Genomic DNA, 18734 nt, shown 5'->3' with positions numbered 1-18734 from the left:
GTGACGGGTCAGAGGTCGGCGTGGTTGGCGCCGATGTCGAGCGTGGGCACGTCGAAGTTGAAGATGCCCGTGTCGAAGGCGTTGTAGCCCTCGTAGTCCACCAGCTCGTAGAGGCGGGCGCGGGTGAGCATCTGCTCCACCTGCGACTGCTGGGTGCCCTCCTCCTTGATGGCGTCGAGCACGCGCTCGGCGGCGCCCATCGCGGAGCGCAGCAGGGTGACCGGGTAGATCACCATCGCGACGCCGGCGTCGGCCAGCTGCTGGCGGGTGAACAGCTCGGACTTGCCGAACTCGGTCATGTTCGCCAGGACCGGGACCCCGAGGGGCTCCAGCTCGCGACACACGGTCTCGAACTCGCCGATGTCCTTCAGGGCCTCCGGGAAGATCGCGTCCGCACCGGCCTCCACGAGCGCCTTCATGCGGGCGATCGCGGCGTCCAGGCCTTCCACGGCCCGCAGGTCGGTGCGCGCCATGATGAGGAAGTTCGGGTCCCGGCGGGCGTCGACGGCGGCGGCGATGCGCTTGACCGCGGTGTCGAGGTCCACCATGTTCTTGCCGTCGAGGTGGCCGCACCGCTTGGGGTTGAACTGGTCCTCGATGTGGCAGCCGGCCAGGCCGGCGTTCTCGAACTCCTGCACCGTGCGGGCCACGTTCATCGGCTCGCCGAAGCCCGTGTCCGCGTCGATGAGGCACGGCAGGTCCGTGAGGCGGGCGATCTGCCCGCCGCGCACGGCCACCTCGGTGAGCGTGGTCAGCCCGACGTCGGGCAGGCCCAGCTCGTTCGCGAGCACGCCACCGGAGATGTACACCCCGGGGAAGCCCTTCTCCTGGATCAGCTTGGCGGTCAGCGGCGTGAACGCGCCCGGGAACTGCTGGGCGCCGCCCTGCTTCAGGGTCTGCCGCAGGTCGATCCGCTTCTGTTCGGCCGTCTTCGTCGAGTACAGCATCAGAACAGGCCCTTCGGGGCGGCGGCGAGGTCGGCCTCGGACAGGAACGCCGGGTCCGCCAGGATGTTCAGCTGGTCCAGCTCGCCGGGCTGCAGCTCGGCCACGCGCTCGGCGGCGGCCAGGAAGCGGTCCTGCTCCTCCTTCGAGACGATGCCCTCGGCCAGGGTGCGGAACTTCTGGATGTACTGCTCGCGGGCGAACGGCCGGGCGCCGAGCGGGTGGGCGTCGGCCACGGCGATCTCGTCGGTGATGACGGCGCCGTCCTTGAGGGTGATCTCCACCGCGCCGCCGAACGCCTTCTCCGCGAGGTCCAGCGAGTGGTACCGGCGGGTCCACTCCGGGTCCTCCACGGTGGTCACCTTGTGCCACAGGGCCACGGTGTCCTCGCGCTGGGCGCGCTCGGGGGCGTAGGAGTCCACGTGGTGCCAGGAGCCGTCCTGCAGGGCCACGGTGAAGATGTAGGGGATGGAGTGGTCGAGGGTCTCGCGCGAGGCCGTCGGATCGTACTTCTGCGGGTCGTTGGCGCCCGAGCCGATCACGTAGTGGGTGTGGTGCGAGGTCTTGATCAGCACCGACTCGACGTTCGCCGGGTCGGTGGCCTCCGGGTGCTCCCTGTGGAGCTTGCGGGCCAGGTCGATCCAGGCCTGGGCCTGGTACTCGGCCGAGTGCTCCTTGGTGTAGGTGTCCAGGATGCCGCGCTTGGGCTCGCCCTGCTCGGGCAGCGGCACCTCGTAGGAGGCGTCCGGGCCGTCCAGCAGCCAGGCGATCACGCCGTCCTCGCCCTCGTAGATCGGGACGGGGGAGGTCTGGCCGCGCATGGCGCGGTCCACGGCCTCGACGGCCATCTTGCCGGCGAACGCCGGGGCGTGGGCCTTCCACGTGGAGATCTCGCCCTTGCGGGACTGGCGGGTGGCGGTGGTGGTGTGCAGGCCCTGGCCGATGGCCTGGAAGATGGTCTCGGTGTCCAGGCCGAGCAGGGTGCCGATGCCGGCGGAGGCGGAGGGGCCGATGTGGGCCACGTGGTCGATCTTGTGGCCGTACAGGTTGATGGACTTCACGAGGTCCACCTGGATCTCGTAGCCGGTGGCGATGCCGCGGATCAGGTCCTTGCCGGAGCGGCCGGCGTGCTGGGCGACGGCGAGGATCGGCGGGATGTTGTCGCCCGGGTGGGAGTACTCGGCGGCCAGGAACGTGTCGTGGTAGTCCAGCTCGCGGACGGCCACGCCGTTGGCCCACGCGGCCCACTCGGGGGAGACCTTCTGCGCCACACCGAACACGGAGGCGCCCTCGCCGCCGGTGGAGACCGGGTGGGACAGGGCCTGGGCGCGGGCGGCGACGATCGGGCCGCGCTTCAGCGAGGCGACGGCGACGGAGGCGTTGTCGATGATCCGGTTGATGATCATCTCCTCGACCTCGGGCAGCACCTCGACGTCGTCGACGGCCACCTCGGCCAGCTTCCAGGCCAGCTGGTCCTTGCGCTCGAGGTTCTCCTCGGAGCGGTGGACGCGCACGTGATGGTTCTTCATGGTCGGTCTCCTTCGGTGGGGGTCAGCAGGGTCGGGGTCTCCTCGGCGCGGCCGCGCCGGGTCAGATGGTGGAAGGCGTGGTGCAGGTGGACCCGCGTGGTCGCCTCCGCGAGGTCCGCGGCGCCCGAGCCGACGGCGTCGGCGATGTCCGCGTGCTCCGCGGCGGAGGCCGCGAGGCGGGCCGGGTCGTCCGCGGCCAGGCGGCGCAGGCGCGCCAGGTGCAGGCGCAGGGTGCGCAGGGTGGAGACGAGGTAGGGGTTCGCGGCGGCCTCGTCCAGCCGGCTGTCCAGCTCGGCCGTCATCGCGTAGTAGTCCGCCGGGTCGGTCCCGCCGCGCAGGGCCACCTCGGCCTCCTGGAAACGGCCCGCGAGGACCGTGAACCGCTCGGCCGCCTCCGGGGTGGCCCGCTGCGCGGCCCGGCGCGCCAGGAGGGACTCGAGGGCGATGCGCAGGTCGAACAGCTGGTCCGCCTGTTCGAGGGACAGGTCGGCGACGACGATGCCCCGGCCCGGGGCCTGCTCGGCCAGGCCGTCGGCCACCAGGCGGGAGAGCGCCTCGCGCAGAGGGGTGCGCGAGATGCCCAGGCGCTCGGCCTGCTCCACCTCGCCCAGGCCCGCGCCCGGAGGGAGGGACCAGTCGAGGATCTCCGCCCTCAGGGCCTGGTACGCCCGCTCACTCGCTCGCATGCCGCCAGTGTATACACAACAGTCCCGCCGAGGGCAGGGGGTGTGTCCGATGCGCGTGCCGGGCGACGCCGCCCACGGGGAGTGCCGTCCGGCGTGCGGGGGCTGGGTGGTGCGTCCCCGGCGCGGGACTCGCGCGTGCCGCCACGCCTCACTGACGGGGCAAGAAATGTATACAGATTCCTTGCCCCCTGTGATCCACGGCACTACCCTGGGCGCATGGCGACCCACGATGCCCCCACCGAAGACCGCCCCTCCGGCGCGTACGCCGACGCCCACGCCCGGTCCCTCCGCGACCCCGAGGGGTTCTGGCTCGACGCGGCGCGCGCCATCGACTGGACCGTCGCGCCCACGCGCGCCCTCGACGACTCCGCCGCGCCCCTGTACCGCTGGTTCCCGGACGGCGAGCTGAACACCGCCTTCAACTGCCTGGACCGGCACGTCGAGGCGGGCCGCGGGGACGCCGTCGCGCTGATCCACGACTCCGCGATGACCGGCGAGGTCACCCGCTACACGTACGCCGAGCTCACGGACGCGGTGGCCCGCCTGGCCGGCGCCCTGGCCGCGCGCGGCGTCGGCAAGGGCGACCGCGTCCTCGTGTACCTGCCGATGATCCCGCAGGCCCACATCGCGATGCTGGCGTGCGCGCGGCTCGGCGCGGTGCACTCCGTGGTCTTCGGCGGCTTCGCCCCGCGCGAGCTCGCCTCCCGCATCGACGACGCCGCCCCCGACGTCGTGCTCACCTGCTCCGGCGGCATCGAGCCCAAGCGCCGGGTCGAATACCTGCCCGCCGTGGCCGAGGCGCTCGAGACCGCCGCGCACCCCGTGCGCACGGTGCTGGTCCACCACCGCGAGGGCTTCGAGACCGCGCTCGCGGACGCCGACGGGCGCGGGGGCGCGAGCTGGGAGGACTGGGGCGAGGCCGTCGCGGCCGCCGAGCCGGCCGACTGCGTCCCGGTGCGGGCCACCGACCCGCTGTACGTGCTCTACACCTCGGGCACCACGGGCAAGCCCAAGGGCGTCGTCCGGGACAACGGAGGCCACGCCGTCGCCCTGCGCTGGACCATGGAGCACATCTACGACGTCGGCCCGGGGCAGGCGATGTGCACCGCCTCGGACGTGGGCTGGGTCGTGGGGCACTCCTACATCGTCTACGGACCGCTGCTGGCCGGGGCCACCACGGTGATGTACGAGGGCAAGCCCGTGGGCACGCCCGACGCCGGCGCGTTCTGGCGGCTCATCGAGGACCACGGGGTCCGGTCCTTCTTCACGGCCCCCACGGCGCTGCGCGCGATCCGCCGCGCCGACCCCGAGGGCGAGCTGCTCCAGGCCCACGACCTGTCCTCCCTGCGGCACTTCTTCGCCGCGGGCGAGCGCCTGGACCCGGAGACGCAGCGGTGGATCGAGGGCCTGCTGGGCATGCCGGTGATCGACCACTGGTGGCAGACCGAGACCGGCTGGGCCATCGCGGCGAACCCGGTGGGCCTGGAACAGCTGCCGGTGAAGATCGGGTCGTCCTCGGTGCCCTCGCCGGGCGTGGACCTCGTGGTCCTGGACGGCCTGGGCGAGCCCGTGCCCGCCGGGACCGAGGGCAACATCGCCCTGCGGCTGCCGCTGCCCCCGGGCACCCTGCCCACCCTGTGGCGCGACGACCAGCGCTACATCGACTCCTACCTCAGCGCGTTCCCCGGCCATTACGCGACCGGTGACTCCGGCCTCGTGGACGAGGACGGCTACGTGTTCGTGCTCGGGCGCACCGACGACGTCATCAACGTCTCCGGGCACCGGCTGTCCACGGGCGTCCTCGAGGCCGCCCTGGCCGCGCACCCGGCGGTGGCCGAGTGCGCCGTGATCGGCGTCGCAGACCAGCTCAAGGGCCAGCGACCCTCGGGCTACGTGGTCCTCAAGTCCGGCGTCGAGACGCCCGAGGCCGGCTCGGAGGCCGAGGCCGCGCTCATGGACGAGCTGCGTCAGGCGGTGCGCCGCGAGGTGGGTCCGGTGGCGGACTTCCGCGACGTCGTCGTGGTGGACGCGCTGCCCAAGACCCGCTCGGGCAAGATCCTGCGCAAGACCATGCGGCAGATGGCCGACGGCGAGGAGTACGCGGTGCCCTCGACCATCGAGGACCCCGCCGTGCTCGAGGCCCTGGCCGGGGTGCTGCGCCCGGCCCGCTGAGCCCCGCTCACGTGCGGCCGGCCCAGCGGTACTCCTGCTCGGGCCGGCCGCGGCCGCCGTGCCGGGCCGAGCGCCGCACCCGGCGGATCCGCTCGAGGTGCTCGAGGTAGCGCCGGGCCGTCACGCGGGAGATGCCCAGGCGCTCGCCCACCTCGGCCGCGCTCAGGGCGGTCTCCGGGTCCGCCCCCAGCAGCTCCACCACCTCGCGCAGGGTGCCCTCGGTCAGCCCCTTGGGCAGGGCCTCGGCGCGCCGCTCGCGGGAGACGCGGAAGACGGCGTCCACCTGCTCCTGGCCGTCGAGGGCGCCGTCGCCGGCCAGCATCGCCGAGGCGGCGCGGAACCCGCCCAGTCGGTCCGCGAACTCGTCGAACCCGAACGGCTTCACGAGGTACTGCGTCACCCCGTACGCGACGGCCCGGCGCACCACCGGCAGGTCGGTGGCCGCGGTGAGCGCCAGCACCCCGCCGTGGAAGCCGGCCGCGCGCAGTTGGCGCAGGAAGTCCAGGCCGTGCCCGTCCGGCAGGTTCATGTCCAGCAGGACGACGTCGAACGGGAAGCGCCCGTTGGCGTGCAGGCCCGCCGCGGCGACCTGCCGCGCGGCCAGCAGGGAACCGGCCACCGCGGCCACCTCGAAGCCCGGCAGCCGGTCCAGGTGCGCCACGTAGGTCTCGGCCGTCAGCTGCTCGTCCTCGACGACGAGCACCCGGTACGGGCGGGCGGTCATATCTCCTCCTGGGGTCGGGGGGTGCGGGGCACCTCGACGGTGAACACGGTGCCCGAGTCGGTCGCGACGTCCGCGACCCCGCCGGCCTCCTCCGCGATCCGCCGCGTCAGCCACAGCCCCATGCCGCGTCCGGCGGCGCCGACGGGCTTCGTCGACCAGCCCCGGTCGAAGAGTCGGCCGCGGTCCGCGTCGGAGGGTCCGGGGCCGCCGTCGGCCACCTTGCACGAGCAGGCCCGCGGCGTCCGAGACCACCTCGACGTCGACCCACCGGTCTGCCGCGGACAGGTCGGGTGCGGCGGCCGCGTCGAGGGCGTTGTCCACCAGGTTGCCCAGCGCGGTCAGCAGGGCGGCGAGGACGTCGTCGGAGGCCTCCTCGTCCGCGGCGCGTCGGGACAGCACGGCGCGGGCCGCCTCCAACCGGCCCGACTCGACGAGGGCGAGGGCGGTGTGCAGCTGGTTGGCGTGCTCATGCGTCTGGGCGCGCAGCGCCGTGGTCAGGGTGTGGGCCACGGTGAGCTCGTCGCCGAGCCGCTGCAGGTCGGTGCGGTCGTGCAGGACGAGCACGCGCGATCCCGCCGGGGCGGTGGTCACGCCCTCGCGGGCGGCCGCGGCGAGGGCCGTCGGCGGGACCGACCCGCCGGGGTCGGAGCGGCCGGGCGCCCGCACGACACGCTCCTGCACCACGAGGACCCGACCGCCGACGGCGAGGCTCGCCTCACCGCCGACCGCGCCCGGCAGGGCCGCCGAGAGCTCGGTGGGCAGTCGAGGCTCGCCCGCGCCCTCCCAGCCGAGCAGGCGCGCGGCGGCGTCGTTGTGCAGGCGGACCCGCCCGTCCGGGGCGAGGACCACGACGCCGGCCTCGAGCGAGTCCATGGCCGTCTCCGCCAGCAGGAACTGCTCGGCGATCTGCTCGGGGCCGCGTCCGAGCGTCACCCGGTTCAGATACCGGCCCACGAGCCAGGCGACGAGCAGGCCGACGGCGGCCACGGCGGCCGAGCCGAGCAGGATGCCGGGGATCTGGGCCTGGGCCATGATGGCGACATCGGAGATCTGCACGCCCGTCGTGACCACGCCCAGGACGGTGCCGTCCTCCGGGTCCACGACCGGCGCGAGCGCGCGCACCGAACGGCCCGCCGCACCGGTGCTCGAGAGCTCCACGACGGTGTCCCCGGCGACGACGGCGTCCACCGGCCTCGGGTAGCGGACGCCGACCTGCTCGGGGCGCCAGCTCGCCAACCGCATCCCGTCCGGGTCCATCACGGTCAACCACGAGACCTGCGCCTCGGCGATCCAGCCGTCGATCCCGGCCTGCAGGGCGGGGGCGTCGCCGGCCCGCAGGGCCGAGACGAGCGCGGGGTCGCGCGCCACGAGGGTGGTGACGCCCTGCACATGGCGCTCCTCGACGCGCTGGGCCACCTCGCGGGCCTGGAGGTAGGCGCTCCACACGCTGAACAGGGCGATGGCCGCCACGAGCGCCACGTGGACCACGGCGATCCGCCGGGCGATCGACCACGGGTGGCGCATGCCTCTCCTCCCTCGGGCCGGCGACGCGCCGGTCCACCCCCACGATCCTGCAGTCCGTCGGCCGCCGTGACCACTATGACCGCAATCGTGACCGACACCACCCGGGGCCGCGAGAGTGGTCACATCCCTCCCGCGCCGCTGCGGACCGCTCGGCGGCGCCCCACCACCGCACAGAACGGAACGCCCGATGGCGCACACCCCACCGGCCGAGACCTCGGCCCCGCCGGCCCCGGCGACGAAGAAGGACCGCACCCACTGGCTGTACATCGCCGTGATCGCCTCGGTGGTGCTGGGCGCCGCCGTCGGCCTGCTCTTCCCCGAGTTCGGCAAGTCCCTCAAGCCGCTGGGCGACGGCTTCGTCTCCCTCATCAAGATGATGATCGGCCCGGTCATCTTCTGCACGATCGTCCTCGGCGTCGGCTCGATCGCCAAGGCCGCGACCGTCGGCCGCGTGGGCGGCATCGCCCTGGCCTACTTCATGACGATGTCCACGTTCGCGCTGGCCGTCGGCCTCGTCGTCGGCAACCTCATCCACCCCGGCGAGGGCCTCAAGCTGACGCCCTACGACCCGAACAAGCCCCAGGCCGCGGCGGACGGCACCGTCCAGTTCCTGCTGGACATCATCCCCGGCTCCCTGCCGGTGCTGCCCACCCTGTTCATCGCCCTGCTCGTGGGCTTCGCCCTGCAGCAGATGGGCCCGGCCGGCGCCCCGCTGCTGCGGGGTCTCACCCTGATCCAGGGCGTCGTGTTCCGCATCCTCATGATGGTGATGTGGGTCGCCCCGATCGGCGCGTTCGGTGCGATCGCCGCCGTCGTCGGCTCCACGGGCTGGTCCGCGATCGGCGCCATGGCGCTGCTCATGGGCGCCTTCTACCTGACCTGCATCGCCTTCATCGTGGTGGTGCTCGGCACCGTCCTGAAGGTCGTGACCGGCCTGAGCATCCTGTCCCTCATGAAGTACCTGGGCCGGGAGTACCTGCTCATCTTCGCCACCAGCTCCTCCGAGACCGCCCTGCCCCGCCTGATCGCCAAGATGGAGCACGCCGGCGTGGACAAGTCCGTCGTGGGCGTGACCGTGCCCACCGGCTACTCCTTCAACCTGGACGGCACCGCCATCTACCTGACCATGGCCGCGCTCTTCGTCTCCAACGCGATGGGCGCGGAGATGAACCTCGGCGAGCAGATCGGCCTGCTGGTATTCATGATCATCGCCTCGAAGGGCGCGGCCGGCGTCACCGGCGCGGGCATGGCCACGCTCGCCGCCGGCCTGCAGGCGCACCGACCCGAGCTGCTCGGCGGCATGGGCGTGATCGTGGGCATCGACAAGTTCATGTCCGAGGCCCGCGCCCTGACCAACTTCACCGGCAACGCCGTGGCCACGCTCCTCATCGGCCGCTGGGTGGGCGAGCTCGACGGCGAGCGTGCCCGGCGCGTCCTCAGTGGCGAGTTGAAGTTCGACGAGGCCACCGTGGCCGGCCACGACGGCGCCGCGCACGACCCGCAGCAGTCCCCGACGATCGCCGAGCAGGCCTACGAGGGCCACCCCGACTCCAGCCTGAACTTCACCATGGCCGCCGACGGCGACCGGAACCCCACCCGCTGACGGAGGCGGCGGGCCCGCGCGGCACGCCGCACCGTCGACCACCGGCGACGCCGGGGATGAGCCTGGACACCGGCCCGTCCCCGGCGTCGCCGTCGTCCCGGGAACGCCAGGCACTAGGGTGGGGGAAGATCCGGACACGCCGACGACGGCGGCCGCGGCGCGCCGCGGCCCGCGGCCGGGCGTGCAGACCACCGTGGAAGGAGCCGGCGCCGCCGTGACCTCGAGAGAACCGATCCCCGTGATGACCATCCACGGCGAGCCCGTGCTCGGGCCCACCGGCCGGCCCAAGCACGACTTCCCCGAGCCCGCGCCCCTGACCTCGCACGGCCCGGCGCGGATCATCTCGATGGTGAACCAGAAGGGCGGCGTCGGGAAGACGACCTCCACCATCAACCTGGGCGCCGCGCTCGCGGGCTACGGCCGCAGGGTGCTCATGGTGGACTTCGACCCGCAGGGCGCCCTCTCGGCCGGCCTGGGCGCGAACCCGCACGAGCTCGACACCACGGTGTACAACGTGCTCATGGAGCGGTCCGTGACCGCGAAGGACGCGATCCTGTCCACGGACTTCGAGAACATGGACCTGCTGCCGGCCAACATCGACCTGTCCGCGGCCGAGGTGCAGCTCGTCAACGAGGTGGCCCGCGAGCAGGTCCTCGAGCGCGCGCTGCGCCAGGTCCGCGACGACTACGACGTGGTCCTCATCGACTGCCAGCCCTCGCTGGGCCTGCTGACCGTCAACGCGCTGACCGCCTCGCACGGCGTGATCATCCCGCTGACCGCCGAGTTCTTCGCGCTGCGCGCGGTCGCCCTGCTCGTCGAGACGATCGAGAAGGTGCAGGACCGGCTCAACCCGGACCTGGAGATCGACGGCGTGCTGGCCACGATGTTCGACCAGCGGACCCTGCACTCCAAGGAGGTCGTGGGCTCGCTGGTGGCCGGCTTCGGGGACCGCGTGTTCGAGACCGTCATCAAGCGGTCCATCAAGTTCGCCGACGCCACGGTGGCGGCCACGCCCATCACCCTGTTCGCCGAGAACCACGACGGTGCCAAGGCCTACCGGCAGCTCGCCCGCGAGCTGATCTGCCGCGGCGGCGCGCCGTGACCGTCCGCTGAGCGCCGACGACGCCGGCCCGGTCCCGTCTCGGGACCGGGCCGGTTCGCTGCGCGCTCGCGGCGGGGGAGCGGTGGCCGGGAGACGCGACGCCGCTGATCTGCGAGAATGGAGCCGGGCGTGTCCGTCTCCGGGCCGTCCCTCACCCCCTGACCCGTCCGCCGCCGGCCCGACCGGCGCCGTTGACGCGCACCCGAAAGGACGCCCTCCCCATGAACTCCCGCAAGCCGCGAGGCTCCGGACGCACCCCCGCCGTCGGTCGACGGGGCGGCCCGTTCCAGGAGCGCGACTTCCAGCGACAGATCGGTGCCCGCCGCGGCGCCGCCGCCCCCCGTGAGGAGGCCCCCTTCGACGAGGACGCCGTGCCGCGCACCCGCGGTCGCCGCGGCCGCGGCGCCGGCGCCGCCCGGGCCAAGGCCGCCCACCTCGACCGCATCCACGACGAGTCGGGCGAGCGCCTGCAGAAGGTGCTGGCCGCGGCGGGTGTGGCGTCCCGGCGCGTGAGCGAGGACCTCATCGCCGAGGGCCGCGTGGAGGTGGACGGCGTCGTCGTCACCGAGCCCGGCGTGCGCGTGGACCCGGCCACGGCCGTGATCCGGGTGGACGGCATCTCCGTGCAGACGGACGTGACCAAGCAGTACTTCGTCTTCAACAAGCCCCGCGGCGTGATCTCCACGATGGTGGACCCGGAGGGCCGGCCCTCGATCGCCACCTACCTCAAGCCCGGGCAGGAGCACCTGTTCCACGTGGGCCGTCTGGACAACGAGACCGAGGGCCTGCTCATCCTCACCAACGACGGCGAGCTGGCCAACCGCCTCACCCACCCCAGCTACGAGGTCCCCAAGACCTACGTGGTGCAGACCCGCGGCCCGCTGGCCAAGGGCGTCTCGAACCGGCTGCGCGAGGGCGTGGAACTGGAGGACGGCGTGGCGCAGGTCGACTCGTTCAAGCTCGTCGACTCGACGCCGGGCCACGTGCTCGTCGAGGTCGTGCTGCACTCGGGCAAGAACCGCATCGTGCGTCGCATGTTCCAGGAGATCGGCCACCCGGTCGAGCGGCTCGTCCGCGTCAAGGTGGGCCCCATCCTGCTGGGCGACCAGAAGCAGGGCACCGTCCGCGCACTCAACGCGCAGGAGCTGGGCCACCTCAAGGCCCTGGTCGGCCTGTGAGCGCGCCCGCCGAGTCCGCCGCCAAGCTCGGTGACGGCCCGGCCGGGATCCCGCAGCCCGTGCTCGTCCGGGGGACCGGTCTGCTGGGCGCCTCGATCGGCATCGGGCTGAGCGCGGCCGGTGTGGACGTGCGCCTGCACGACCCCTCGCCCGCCGCCCTGGCCGTGGCCGCGGACATCCGCGCCGGACGCCCCGCCCGCCTGGACGCCGAGGGCGACGACCTCGACGTCGCCCCGGGACTCGTCGTCGTGGCCGCGCCGCCGGACGTGACCGCCGACGTCGTGGTCGACTCGCTGCGCCGCTGGCCCGCGGCCGTGGTGGTGGACATCGCCTCGGTGAAGGAGGCGGTCGCCGCGGGCGTGCGCGCTGCCGTCGACGACGGCCGCCTGGCCCCGCAGGACGCCGACCGGTACCTCGGGACGCACCCGATGGCCGGCTCCGAGCGGTCCGGTCCCGTGGCGGCCCGCGGCACCCTGTTCACGCAGGCGCCGTGGGTGCTGTGCCCGACGGACACGACGCACCCGGGCGCCCTCGCGGCCGGTCGGGCGCTCGCGCGGACGCTGCAGGCCACCCCGTACCGGATGGCGGCCCGCGCCCACGACGAGTCGGTCGCGCTGATCTCGCACCTGCCGCAGATCGCCGCCTCGCTCGTGGCCTCCCGCCTGCAGGACACCCCGGACCAGGCGCTCGCCCTGGCCGGCAACGGGCTGCGGGACACCACCCGGATCGCAGCGTCGGACCCGCAGCTGTGGGTGCAGATCCTCTCCGGCAACGCCGGGCGGATCGTGCCGGCGCTGCACGGGCTGCGGGCGGACCTGGACCGGCTGATCCGCACCCTGGAGGACCCCTCCGCCCCCGGGGCGCGGCTGGACATGGCGCAGCTGATCGCCGAGGGCAACGCCGGTCGGGCACGGGTGCCCGGCAAGCACGGGGCGCCGCCGCAGGCGTTCGCGGTGGTCACGGTGATCGTGGACGACGCCCCCGGGCAGATCGCGGCCCTCCTCGACGAGGTCGGCCGCACGGACGTGAACGTGGAGGACCTGCGGCTCGAGCACGCCTCGGGCCACCGGGTCGGCATGGTGGAGATCTCCGTGCTGCCCGGCCGCAGGGACGAACTCGTGGCGGCGCTGACCGCCGCCGGATGGAAGGTGGTCTGAGATGACCGAGCACACCCGCGACGACGTCGCACCCGCGCCGCTCGTGGTGGCGGTGGACGGCCCCTCGGGCTCGGGCAAGTCGTCCGTGTCCAAGGCCGTGGCCCGGCGTCTCGGCGCCGCGTACCTGGACACCGGCGCCATGTACCGCGCCGTGGCGTGGCACTGCCTGCACGAGGGCGTCGACCTGGCCGATGCGGAGGCCGTGGCGGCGGCCGCCGTCGCCATGGACCTGGACCAGTCCACCGACCCGGACGTCGAGGCCGTGCGGGTCGGCGGCACGGACGTCACCGAGGCGATCCGCGGCCCCGAGGTCACGGACACGGTCTCCACCGTCGCCGTGGTCATCCCGGTGCGCGAGGAGCTGCATCGTCGCCAGCGGGCGGCGATCGCCGCCGCGGGCCGGATGGTCGCCGAGGGCCGTGACATCACCACGGTGGTGGCCCCGGACGCCCACGCGCGCGTGCTGCTCACGGCCTCCGAGGCCGTGCGCACCGCCCGCCGCTCGGGCCAGCTGGCCGCGGCGGGGGAGACCGGCGTCGATGCCGGCACGCTGCACCGTCAGGTGGCCGGGCGCGACGCCCGCGACGCCACCGTGTCCACGTTCGACCGCCCCGCCGACGGGGTGGCGCTCGTGGACTCCACCGAGCTCGACTTCGAGCAGACCGTGGCGGCCGTCCTGGCCGCCGTCGAGGACCAGGCCGGCATTCCGGCCGTGAAGGGAGGCCGACGATGACCGAGAACCCCCAGCACCGCTCCGGTGAGGACGAGTTCGTCCCCGCCGGCGACGATCAGGTGGCCGAGCGGCTCGCCGCCATGACCGAGGAGGAGGCCGAGGCGCGCGCCGCGTCGCTGCGCGCCGGCCTCGAGGACTACGAGCTCGAGGAGGACGACGCCGCCCTCCTCGACGCGTGGCAGCTCGGGCCCGACGAGGACGTCGACGCGCCCGTGCCGCCCGTGCTGGCCATCGTGGGCCGGCCGAACGTCGGCAAGTCCACGCTCGTCAACCGCATCATCGGCCGCCGTGAGGCCGTGGTGGAGGACGTGCCCGGCGTGACGCGCGACCGCGTCTCCTACGACGCCGAGTGGAACGGCCGCGAGTTCACCGTGGTGGACACCGGCGGCTGGGAGCACGACGCCAAGGGCATCCACCGTCGCGTGGCCGAGCAGGCCGAGCTGGCCGTGGACGTGGCGGACGCCGTCGTGTTCGTGGTGGACGCCACCGTCGGCATGACGGCCACGGACGAGGCCGTGGTCTCGATGCTGCGTCGCAAGGACCGCCCGGTGATCGTGGCCGCCAACAAGGTGGACGACATGGTCCAGGAGGCCGACGCCGCCACCCTGTGGTCGCTCGGCTTCGGCTACCCGTACCCGGTGTCCGCGGTGCACGGCCGCGGCGTCGCGGACCTGTTGGACGCCGCGCTCGAGGCGCTGCCGGAGGAGTCCGCCCACGGCGGTCTCGTGCCGCGCGGCGGCCCGCGCCGGATCGCCCTCGTGGGCCGGCCGAACGTGGGCAAGTCCTCGCTGCTGAACAAGCTGGCCGGCTCGGACCGCGTGGTGGTGGACGACCTGGCCGGCACCACGCGCGACCCCGTGGACGAGCTCGTGGAGCTCGGCGGACGGCTGTGGCGCTTCGTGGACACCGCCGGCATCCGTCGACGGCAGCACATGGCCCACGGCGCCGACTACTACGCGTCGCTGCGTACGGCCTCCGCCCTGGACCGCGCGGAGGTGGCCGTGGTGCTGCTCGAGGCGCCGCAGGTGATCTCGGAGCAGGACGTGCGCATCCTCCAGATGGTGCTGGACTCCGGTCGCGCCCTCGTGATCGCGTTCAACAAGTGGGACCAGGTGGATGAGGATCGGCGGCTCCAGCTGGCCAAGGAGATCGAGCGGGACCTGGCGCACGTCGCGTGGGCGCCGCGCGTGAACATCTCCGCGAAGACCGGCTGGCACAAGGACCGTCTCGTCCCCGCGCTGGACCTCGCCCTGGACTCGTGGGACACCCGTATCCCCACGGGCAAGCTCAACGCGTTCCTCGGCGAGCTCGTGGCGGCCCACCCGCACCCGCTGCGCGGCGGCAAGCAGCCCCGCATCCTGTTCGCGACCCAGGTCTCGAGCCGGCCGCCCAAGTTCGTGCTGTTCACCACCGGGTTCCTGGACCCCGGTTACCGCCGGTTCATCGTGCGCCGCCTGCGCGAGACGTTCGGGTTCGAGGGCACGCCGCTCGAGATCGGGATGCGCGTGCGCGAGAAGCGCGGTCGCCGCCGCTGATCCGGCTCTGCCCCGACGACGTCCCTCGGCCACCCGCGCCGGGGGACGTCGTCGTCCCGGCCGGCTCCCACCGTTCGTCCACCTTCGTCTCGTAGCCTGAGGGCATGAGCCTCATCCGACGTCGCCCCGCCGCCCTGTCCCTGGCCACCCTGGCCGCGCTCGCGCTGGCCGCATCGGGCTGCGCCGTCGACGACGGCGAGACCCGGGCCGCGCTGCAGAGCGCGGAGGACCGGCTCGCCCAGGCCGAGGACCGGATCAGCGAGCTGGAGGCGGACGCCTCGGACCGTGTGGACCTGGGGCAGCTGCGTCAGGAGGCCGAGGGCGCCCTCGAGGAGGCGGACCAGCGCGCCGCCGAGGTCGTCGAGGGCCTGACGCGATCCTTGCCCTCCGGTTCGGACATCGTCGACGTCGAGGCCCTTCGGGAGGACGGGAAGGTGGTCATCGAGTACGGCCGGTCCCTGCTCGAGGCCGATCCCCAGGTTCTCGAGGACACGATGCGGGAGGCGGCGGACCGGGCGCGCGACGCCATCCCGGACCTGGAGGACGTCGAATTCCGCGTGGGAGACCGGACCTTCACGTTCTGAGCCTGCGACGGGGCTCCGTGAGGCCCCCGACACGCCCCTGCGACGCGCCCGGAACGGCGGATCGGAGCGGCTCAGCGTGTTACACTTCTCACGTGCGCGACTGCACCCTCAGTCATGAGAGGGTTCGTGCAGACCGCCAGGCCCACCGGTACGCCGGGGCCGCGGTCGCTGGGGGACTCTCGGTCGGGTGGCCCTCGGTCAAGGGATGAGGGGTTCACGTCTGTGAAGAGGACGTGGGCCCCTTGTTCACGTTTCGGGGGTGTCGCGCGGTTTGCCCCTGACAACGACGACCTGGCAGGCCCGCTTCCGATTCGCGCCCGGCGGTGCCGGTGGGGTATGCTCATCGGGTGCCGAAGCGCGGATGACCGCGATTCGCCACGGGCTATGGCGCAGCTTGGTAGCGCGCTTGACTGGGGGTCAAGGGGTTTACCCCGCTCTGATCGGCCCGAACAACTGAAAATCGATGCCACGGGATGTGGCGCAGCTTGGTAGCGCACCTGACTGGGGGTCAGGGGGTCGCAGGTTCAAATCCTGTCATCCCGACAGAAAAGCCCCGATGAGAAGCCATTTTCATCGGGGCTTCGTCATGTCTGACGACGGGTTTTTGTTGGTCCCCCTCTGGTCCCCTCGCCAAGGCATCGATGCCGCATCACAGACGTCGGAGGGCATATCTGGCTCTCTGGAAAACGCCGCCTGTGGATAAGGGGACCAAAAGGGGACCAGAGCCCCCGGTCGTGGCTTCCGGCTCCCCGTCACAGTGGCCTCGAGGCCTCACGCCGGCTCGGTCTGCTGGCCTTGGCGGATCGGGCGAGGAAGGCGTTGGCCTGCTCTGCGGCGGATGCGAGGTGGCGGTCGTCGGGGTGCAGGTATCCGCGTGTGGTCTCGACGGAGGCGTGGCCGAGGATGTCCTGGAGGACGTGCAGCGGGATGCCTGCGTCTGCCATCCAGGTGGCTCCGGTGTGCCGGAGGCCGTGCCGGGTGAGGTCGGGCAGGCCGAGATCGCTGACGATCTGGTCCCAGTTCGTGGCGTCCCGCACGGTCGCGGTCGTGAGAGCGCCGCCCTTCGGGCCGATCAGCAGCCGGTCCTCGGGCTCCTTGCCTTCCGCGAGCCGCTCGAGGATCGGGCGGAGCGGGTCGAGGATCGGGACGCGGCGTTCTCTCCGGCCTTTCGTCTGTTTCGTGATGAGCCCGCCTTTGCCGGGGTAGGTCTGCCGTGCGATCATCACGATGTTCTTGTCGAACCGGACGTCACCGGCCTGAAGGCCCGAGACCTCGGATGAGCGCGCTGCGAGGAGGGCGGCGAGCATGACGAAGTCGGAGTAGGACTGGTGAATGTTCCCGCAGGCTTCAGCGAGCGTCGTCAGCGTTGCCATGTCGGGGATCGCATGCGCGCGCGGGGAAGCATCCTCCGCAGGCTGGAGACGGAAGGCATTGCGGTTCAGGCTGCGCTTGGCACGGTTCTTCGCGGGGTTGATCGGGATGAGCCCGTCGCGCACCGCTTCATCGAGGACCCGCACGAGCGGGGCGATGGAGTTCTTGATCGTTGACGCCCCGTGCCGTTTCTCCCAGGCATCGATGGTGCGGTCGATGATCCCGGCGGTGATCTGCGCGACCGGCAGGTGCCCGAGGGCAGGTAGCACCCGGAGCTTGAGACCGTACCCGTAGGTCTCCCCGGTGGAGGTGGGGTCGAGGCCGCGCGCCCATCGGTCGCCGATCGTGGTGACGAACTCGGTGAGCGTCATGGACACGTCCATGCCCTTGGCCGATGACTGCCGCAGCGAGTCGAAGAACTCGTGCGCCGCAGCCTCGTCATCGACGATCTCGGAGCGGATGATGCGGCGTTTGCTGATCGGGTCCGTCCAGCGGGCACGGGCGCGGATGCCGTAGGAGCGACGTTCCAGGTCGGTGGAGATCTTCACGCCGACCGGAGGCACCGGCTTTGGCTGCGCGTGCGGGAGCGGCTCACCCTTCCGGGGCATGGCTGTCCTCCAGCCCAGCCAGCCAGGCGTCGACCGCGTCGATGCGGTACCGGGCGATCCCGCCCAGCCGCAGGAACGGCGGCCCCTGACCAGCCGAACGCCACCTCGACAAAGTCGACTCGGACACCTTGAGATAGGCGGCGATCTCCCGACTGTCCATTAGAGGCGAGACCACGATCGTGCCGCCGGTATCGCTCATGCGACTTCTCCGGTGTTCGGGTCGAGTCCGGCATAGAAGTCGTCCTCGGCCTGGCGGCGCGCGGCGACATCGTCGAGGACGAACTGCACGAAGTCCTGATCCCGGTGAGCGATGATCGTGTCCTCGACCGGGCCTGCCGGGTCCTCGCCGGGCCAGGTGGTCTGCCGGGTCGGGCGGTCTCGGTCGAGACGGGTTCCGGAAGCGGCGACCCAGTCGCGGAGCCGCTGGCGGGCGTCGGCGAAGTCGCGATGCCAGCCCAGCGGCGCGGAGCCGTTCTGCTCCGGGTCGTAGGCGGACAGCCAATGCAGGTGCAGAGCGCTCAGCTCCCACAACAGCTCCGGGTGGCGGTGCCAGAACGGCGGAACTACCGAAGCAGGCAGCCCGTAGGTGCGGCGGAGCCAGTCGACCCAGCGGTTCAGCTCCAGCCACTCGGCCTCCGCTTCCTCGCTGGTCAGGAGGTTCCAGTTGATCGGGTGCGGAGGCTCCGGGATCAGCGGCCCGTCGAACTCCGCGGCCTCCCCGTCCAGGTCCGGTTCGTCGGTCTCGGGGGCGGTGTCGTTCTGGTTCATCACGGTCACCGCCGTTCAGAGCCCGAGCGCCGGTGCGGCGCCGCGTGATTCGCGGCGGGCGCCGACATCGACGGTCTGCCCCGCGGTCTCCTGCGTGACGGCGGGCTGGCGGCGGGTGCGGTCGACCTCGTAGCTCGTGCGGGCGAGGTCGTGGCCGAGCTTCTTCGCGACGAACTCCTCGGACTTGACCACCTCGCCTTCCGGCGTGGCGCGGTCGTACTCGCGGGTGTAGCCCTCGGCGACGAACTTGTCTCCCTTGGCGAGCCGGTCGTGGGCGCGCTCGGCGGTCTTCTTGAACGCCACGAGGTCGTGGAAGGTCGTCTCGGTCTGCGTGAACGACCCGTCCGGCTCCTTGCGATAGTGCTCCTGCCCGATCTTGGCGTAGAACCGGGCATCGCCCCGCTCCGTGTAGGTGAGCTGCGGGTCGGAGGCGATGAACCCCGAGACGGATTCCTGCGTGTGGAGAGCCATTGGACTGCCCCTCTTTCTGACATCGGCGGCGACCCCACGGTGGGG

Annotated in this window: 16 protein-coding genes and 1 tRNA gene; 9 read left to right on the top strand and 8 right to left on the bottom strand. The window is 72.6% G+C overall.

Features of this window, described 5'->3' with window-relative positions; genetic code table 11:
* Positions 1–8: 8 nt before the first annotated feature.
* The 3 genes from prpB to AC0VX0_RS07150 are packed head-to-tail and all read right to left on the bottom strand — an operon-like array spanning position 9 to position 3159.
* A complete protein-coding gene (gene prpB, locus AC0VX0_RS07160; protein WP_063189203.1) occupies positions 9–947 on the bottom strand; it encodes a methylisocitrate lyase in 939 nt (312 codons plus the stop codon).
* Positions 947–2473, bottom strand: a complete 1527-nt coding sequence (locus AC0VX0_RS07155; RefSeq protein WP_070708643.1) for an MmgE/PrpD family protein — start codon at positions 2471–2473, stop codon at positions 947–949. Before AC0VX0_RS07155 ends, prpB begins: the two co-directional genes overlap by 1 nt.
* Positions 2470–3159: a GntR family transcriptional regulator gene (locus AC0VX0_RS07150; RefSeq protein ID WP_070708642.1), complete on the bottom strand. Its 690-nt coding sequence runs from the start codon at positions 3157–3159 to the stop codon at positions 2470–2472. The genes AC0VX0_RS07155 and AC0VX0_RS07150 overlap by 4 nt, the downstream gene beginning before the upstream one ends.
* Positions 3160–3375: 216 nt before the next feature.
* On the opposite strand from AC0VX0_RS07150, the gene AC0VX0_RS07145 reads away from it, so the two are divergent.
* The gene (locus AC0VX0_RS07145; protein WP_073117430.1) at positions 3376–5331 is read left to right on the top strand and encodes an AMP-binding protein; all 1956 of its coding nucleotides are present in this window, start codon (positions 3376–3378) and stop codon (positions 5329–5331) included.
* A 7-nt stretch (positions 5332–5338) separates the two neighbouring features.
* On the opposite strand, the gene AC0VX0_RS07140 is transcribed toward AC0VX0_RS07145, so the two are convergent.
* Positions 5339–7579 (bottom strand): response regulator, encoded by a 2241-nt coding sequence (locus tag AC0VX0_RS07140; RefSeq protein ID WP_435818474.1) that lies wholly within the window; start codon positions 7577–7579, stop codon positions 5339–5341.
* Positions 7580–7766: 187 nt separating this feature from the next.
* Between AC0VX0_RS07140 and AC0VX0_RS07135 the strand changes: the two genes are divergently transcribed.
* The 8 genes from AC0VX0_RS07135 to AC0VX0_RS07100 all read left to right on the top strand — a co-directional run bounded on the left by AC0VX0_RS07135 (position 7767) and on the right by AC0VX0_RS07100 (position 16014).
* Positions 7767–9182, top strand: a complete 1416-nt coding sequence (locus tag AC0VX0_RS07135) for a cation:dicarboxylate symporter family transporter (protein WP_073117433.1) — start codon at positions 7767–7769, stop codon at positions 9180–9182.
* A 241-nt stretch (positions 9183–9423) separates the two neighbouring features.
* Complete coding sequence (locus tag AC0VX0_RS07130) at positions 9424–10284, top strand: ParA family protein (protein ID WP_036315755.1); 861 nt, start codon at positions 9424–9426, stop codon at positions 10282–10284.
* Positions 10285–10505: 221 nt separating this feature from the next.
* On the top strand, positions 10506–11462 hold the full coding sequence (locus tag AC0VX0_RS07125; RefSeq protein WP_036315713.1) for a pseudouridine synthase: 957 nt from the start codon (positions 10506–10508) through the stop codon (positions 11460–11462).
* Positions 11459–12619, top strand: coding sequence for a prephenate dehydrogenase (locus AC0VX0_RS07120; RefSeq protein WP_020628100.1), 1161 nt, complete (start codon positions 11459–11461; stop codon positions 12617–12619). Before AC0VX0_RS07125 ends, AC0VX0_RS07120 begins: the two co-directional genes overlap by 4 nt.
* Position 12620: 1 nt before the next feature.
* Positions 12621–13352, top strand: coding sequence for a (d)CMP kinase (cmk, locus tag AC0VX0_RS07115; protein WP_002857424.1), 732 nt, complete (start codon positions 12621–12623; stop codon positions 13350–13352).
* On the top strand, positions 13349–14887 hold the full coding sequence (gene der, locus AC0VX0_RS07110; RefSeq protein ID WP_020628099.1) for a ribosome biogenesis GTPase Der: 1539 nt from the start codon (positions 13349–13351) through the stop codon (positions 14885–14887). The genes cmk and der overlap by 4 nt, the downstream gene beginning before the upstream one ends.
* Before the next feature lie 104 nt (positions 14888–14991).
* Positions 14992–15471 carry a hypothetical protein gene (locus tag AC0VX0_RS07105; protein WP_357012990.1) on the top strand — a complete coding sequence of 160 codons (480 nt, stop codon included), beginning with the start codon at positions 14992–14994 and terminating at the stop codon, positions 15469–15471.
* Positions 15472–15940: 469 nt separating this feature from the next.
* Positions 15941–16014 (top strand) — tRNA-Pro (locus AC0VX0_RS07100).
* A 209-nt stretch (positions 16015–16223) separates the two neighbouring features.
* On the opposite strand, the gene AC0VX0_RS07095 is transcribed toward AC0VX0_RS07100, so the two are convergent.
* From AC0VX0_RS07095 to AC0VX0_RS07080, 4 genes are read right to left on the bottom strand one after another with little or no spacing between them, the layout of a single operon-like run.
* Positions 16224–17390 (bottom strand): tyrosine-type recombinase/integrase, encoded by a 1167-nt coding sequence (locus AC0VX0_RS07095; protein WP_308302086.1) that lies wholly within the window; start codon positions 17388–17390, stop codon positions 16224–16226.
* A gap of 43 nt (positions 17391–17433) precedes the next feature.
* Positions 17434–17649, bottom strand: a complete 216-nt coding sequence (locus AC0VX0_RS07090; protein ID WP_020628096.1) for a helix-turn-helix transcriptional regulator — start codon at positions 17647–17649, stop codon at positions 17434–17436.
* Positions 17646–18218: a hypothetical protein gene (locus AC0VX0_RS07085; RefSeq protein ID WP_070708793.1), complete on the bottom strand. Its 573-nt coding sequence runs from the start codon at positions 18216–18218 to the stop codon at positions 17646–17648. Before AC0VX0_RS07085 ends, AC0VX0_RS07090 begins: the two co-directional genes overlap by 4 nt.
* Positions 18219–18233: 15 nt before the next feature.
* A complete protein-coding gene (locus AC0VX0_RS07080; RefSeq protein WP_020624341.1) occupies positions 18234–18689 on the bottom strand; it encodes a single-stranded DNA-binding protein in 456 nt (151 codons plus the stop codon).
* Between the last annotated feature and the right edge of the window lie 45 nt (positions 18690–18734).

The organism is Micrococcus sp. iso_26 (assembly GCF_056172975.1).
The sequence above is the reverse complement of the archived record's forward strand: the minus strand, read 5'-3'. Positions and strand labels throughout refer to the sequence as shown.

Bases quoted from the DNA above. Each gene is read 5' to 3' on its own strand.
- AC0VX0_RS07135 (WP_073117433.1), top strand. From the start codon at position 7,767: ATGGCGCACACCCCACCGGCCGAGACCTCGGCCCCGCCGGCCCCGGCG.
- cmk (WP_002857424.1), top strand. From the start codon at position 12,621: ATGACCGAGCACACCCGCGACGACGTCGCACCCGCGCCGCTCGTGGTG.
- AC0VX0_RS07080 (WP_020624341.1), bottom strand. From the start codon at position 18,689: ATGGCTCTCCACACGCAGGAATCCGTCTCGGGGTTCATCGCCTCCGAC.
- der (WP_020628099.1), top strand. From the start codon at position 13,349: ATGACCGAGAACCCCCAGCACCGCTCCGGTGAGGACGAGTTCGTCCCC.
- AC0VX0_RS07125 (WP_036315713.1), top strand. From the start codon at position 10,506: ATGAACTCCCGCAAGCCGCGAGGCTCCGGACGCACCCCCGCCGTCGGT.
- AC0VX0_RS07150 (WP_070708642.1), bottom strand. From the start codon at position 3,159: ATGCGAGCGAGTGAGCGGGCGTACCAGGCCCTGAGGGCGGAGATCCTC.
- AC0VX0_RS07085 (WP_070708793.1), bottom strand. From the start codon at position 18,218: ATGAACCAGAACGACACCGCCCCCGAGACCGACGAACCGGACCTGGAC.
- AC0VX0_RS07140 (WP_435818474.1), bottom strand. From the start codon at position 7,579: ATGCGCCACCCGTGGTCGATCGCCCGGCGGATCGCCGTGGTCCACGTG.
- AC0VX0_RS07090 (WP_020628096.1), bottom strand. From the start codon at position 17,649: ATGAGCGATACCGGCGGCACGATCGTGGTCTCGCCTCTAATGGACAGT.
- AC0VX0_RS07155 (WP_070708643.1), bottom strand. From the start codon at position 2,473: ATGAAGAACCATCACGTGCGCGTCCACCGCTCCGAGGAGAACCTCGAG.
- AC0VX0_RS07145 (WP_073117430.1), top strand. From the start codon at position 3,376: ATGGCGACCCACGATGCCCCCACCGAAGACCGCCCCTCCGGCGCGTAC.
- prpB (WP_063189203.1), bottom strand. From the start codon at position 947: ATGCTGTACTCGACGAAGACGGCCGAACAGAAGCGGATCGACCTGCGG.
- AC0VX0_RS07130 (WP_036315755.1), top strand. From the start codon at position 9,424: ATGACCATCCACGGCGAGCCCGTGCTCGGGCCCACCGGCCGGCCCAAG.
- AC0VX0_RS07105 (WP_357012990.1), top strand. From the start codon at position 14,992: ATGAGCCTCATCCGACGTCGCCCCGCCGCCCTGTCCCTGGCCACCCTG.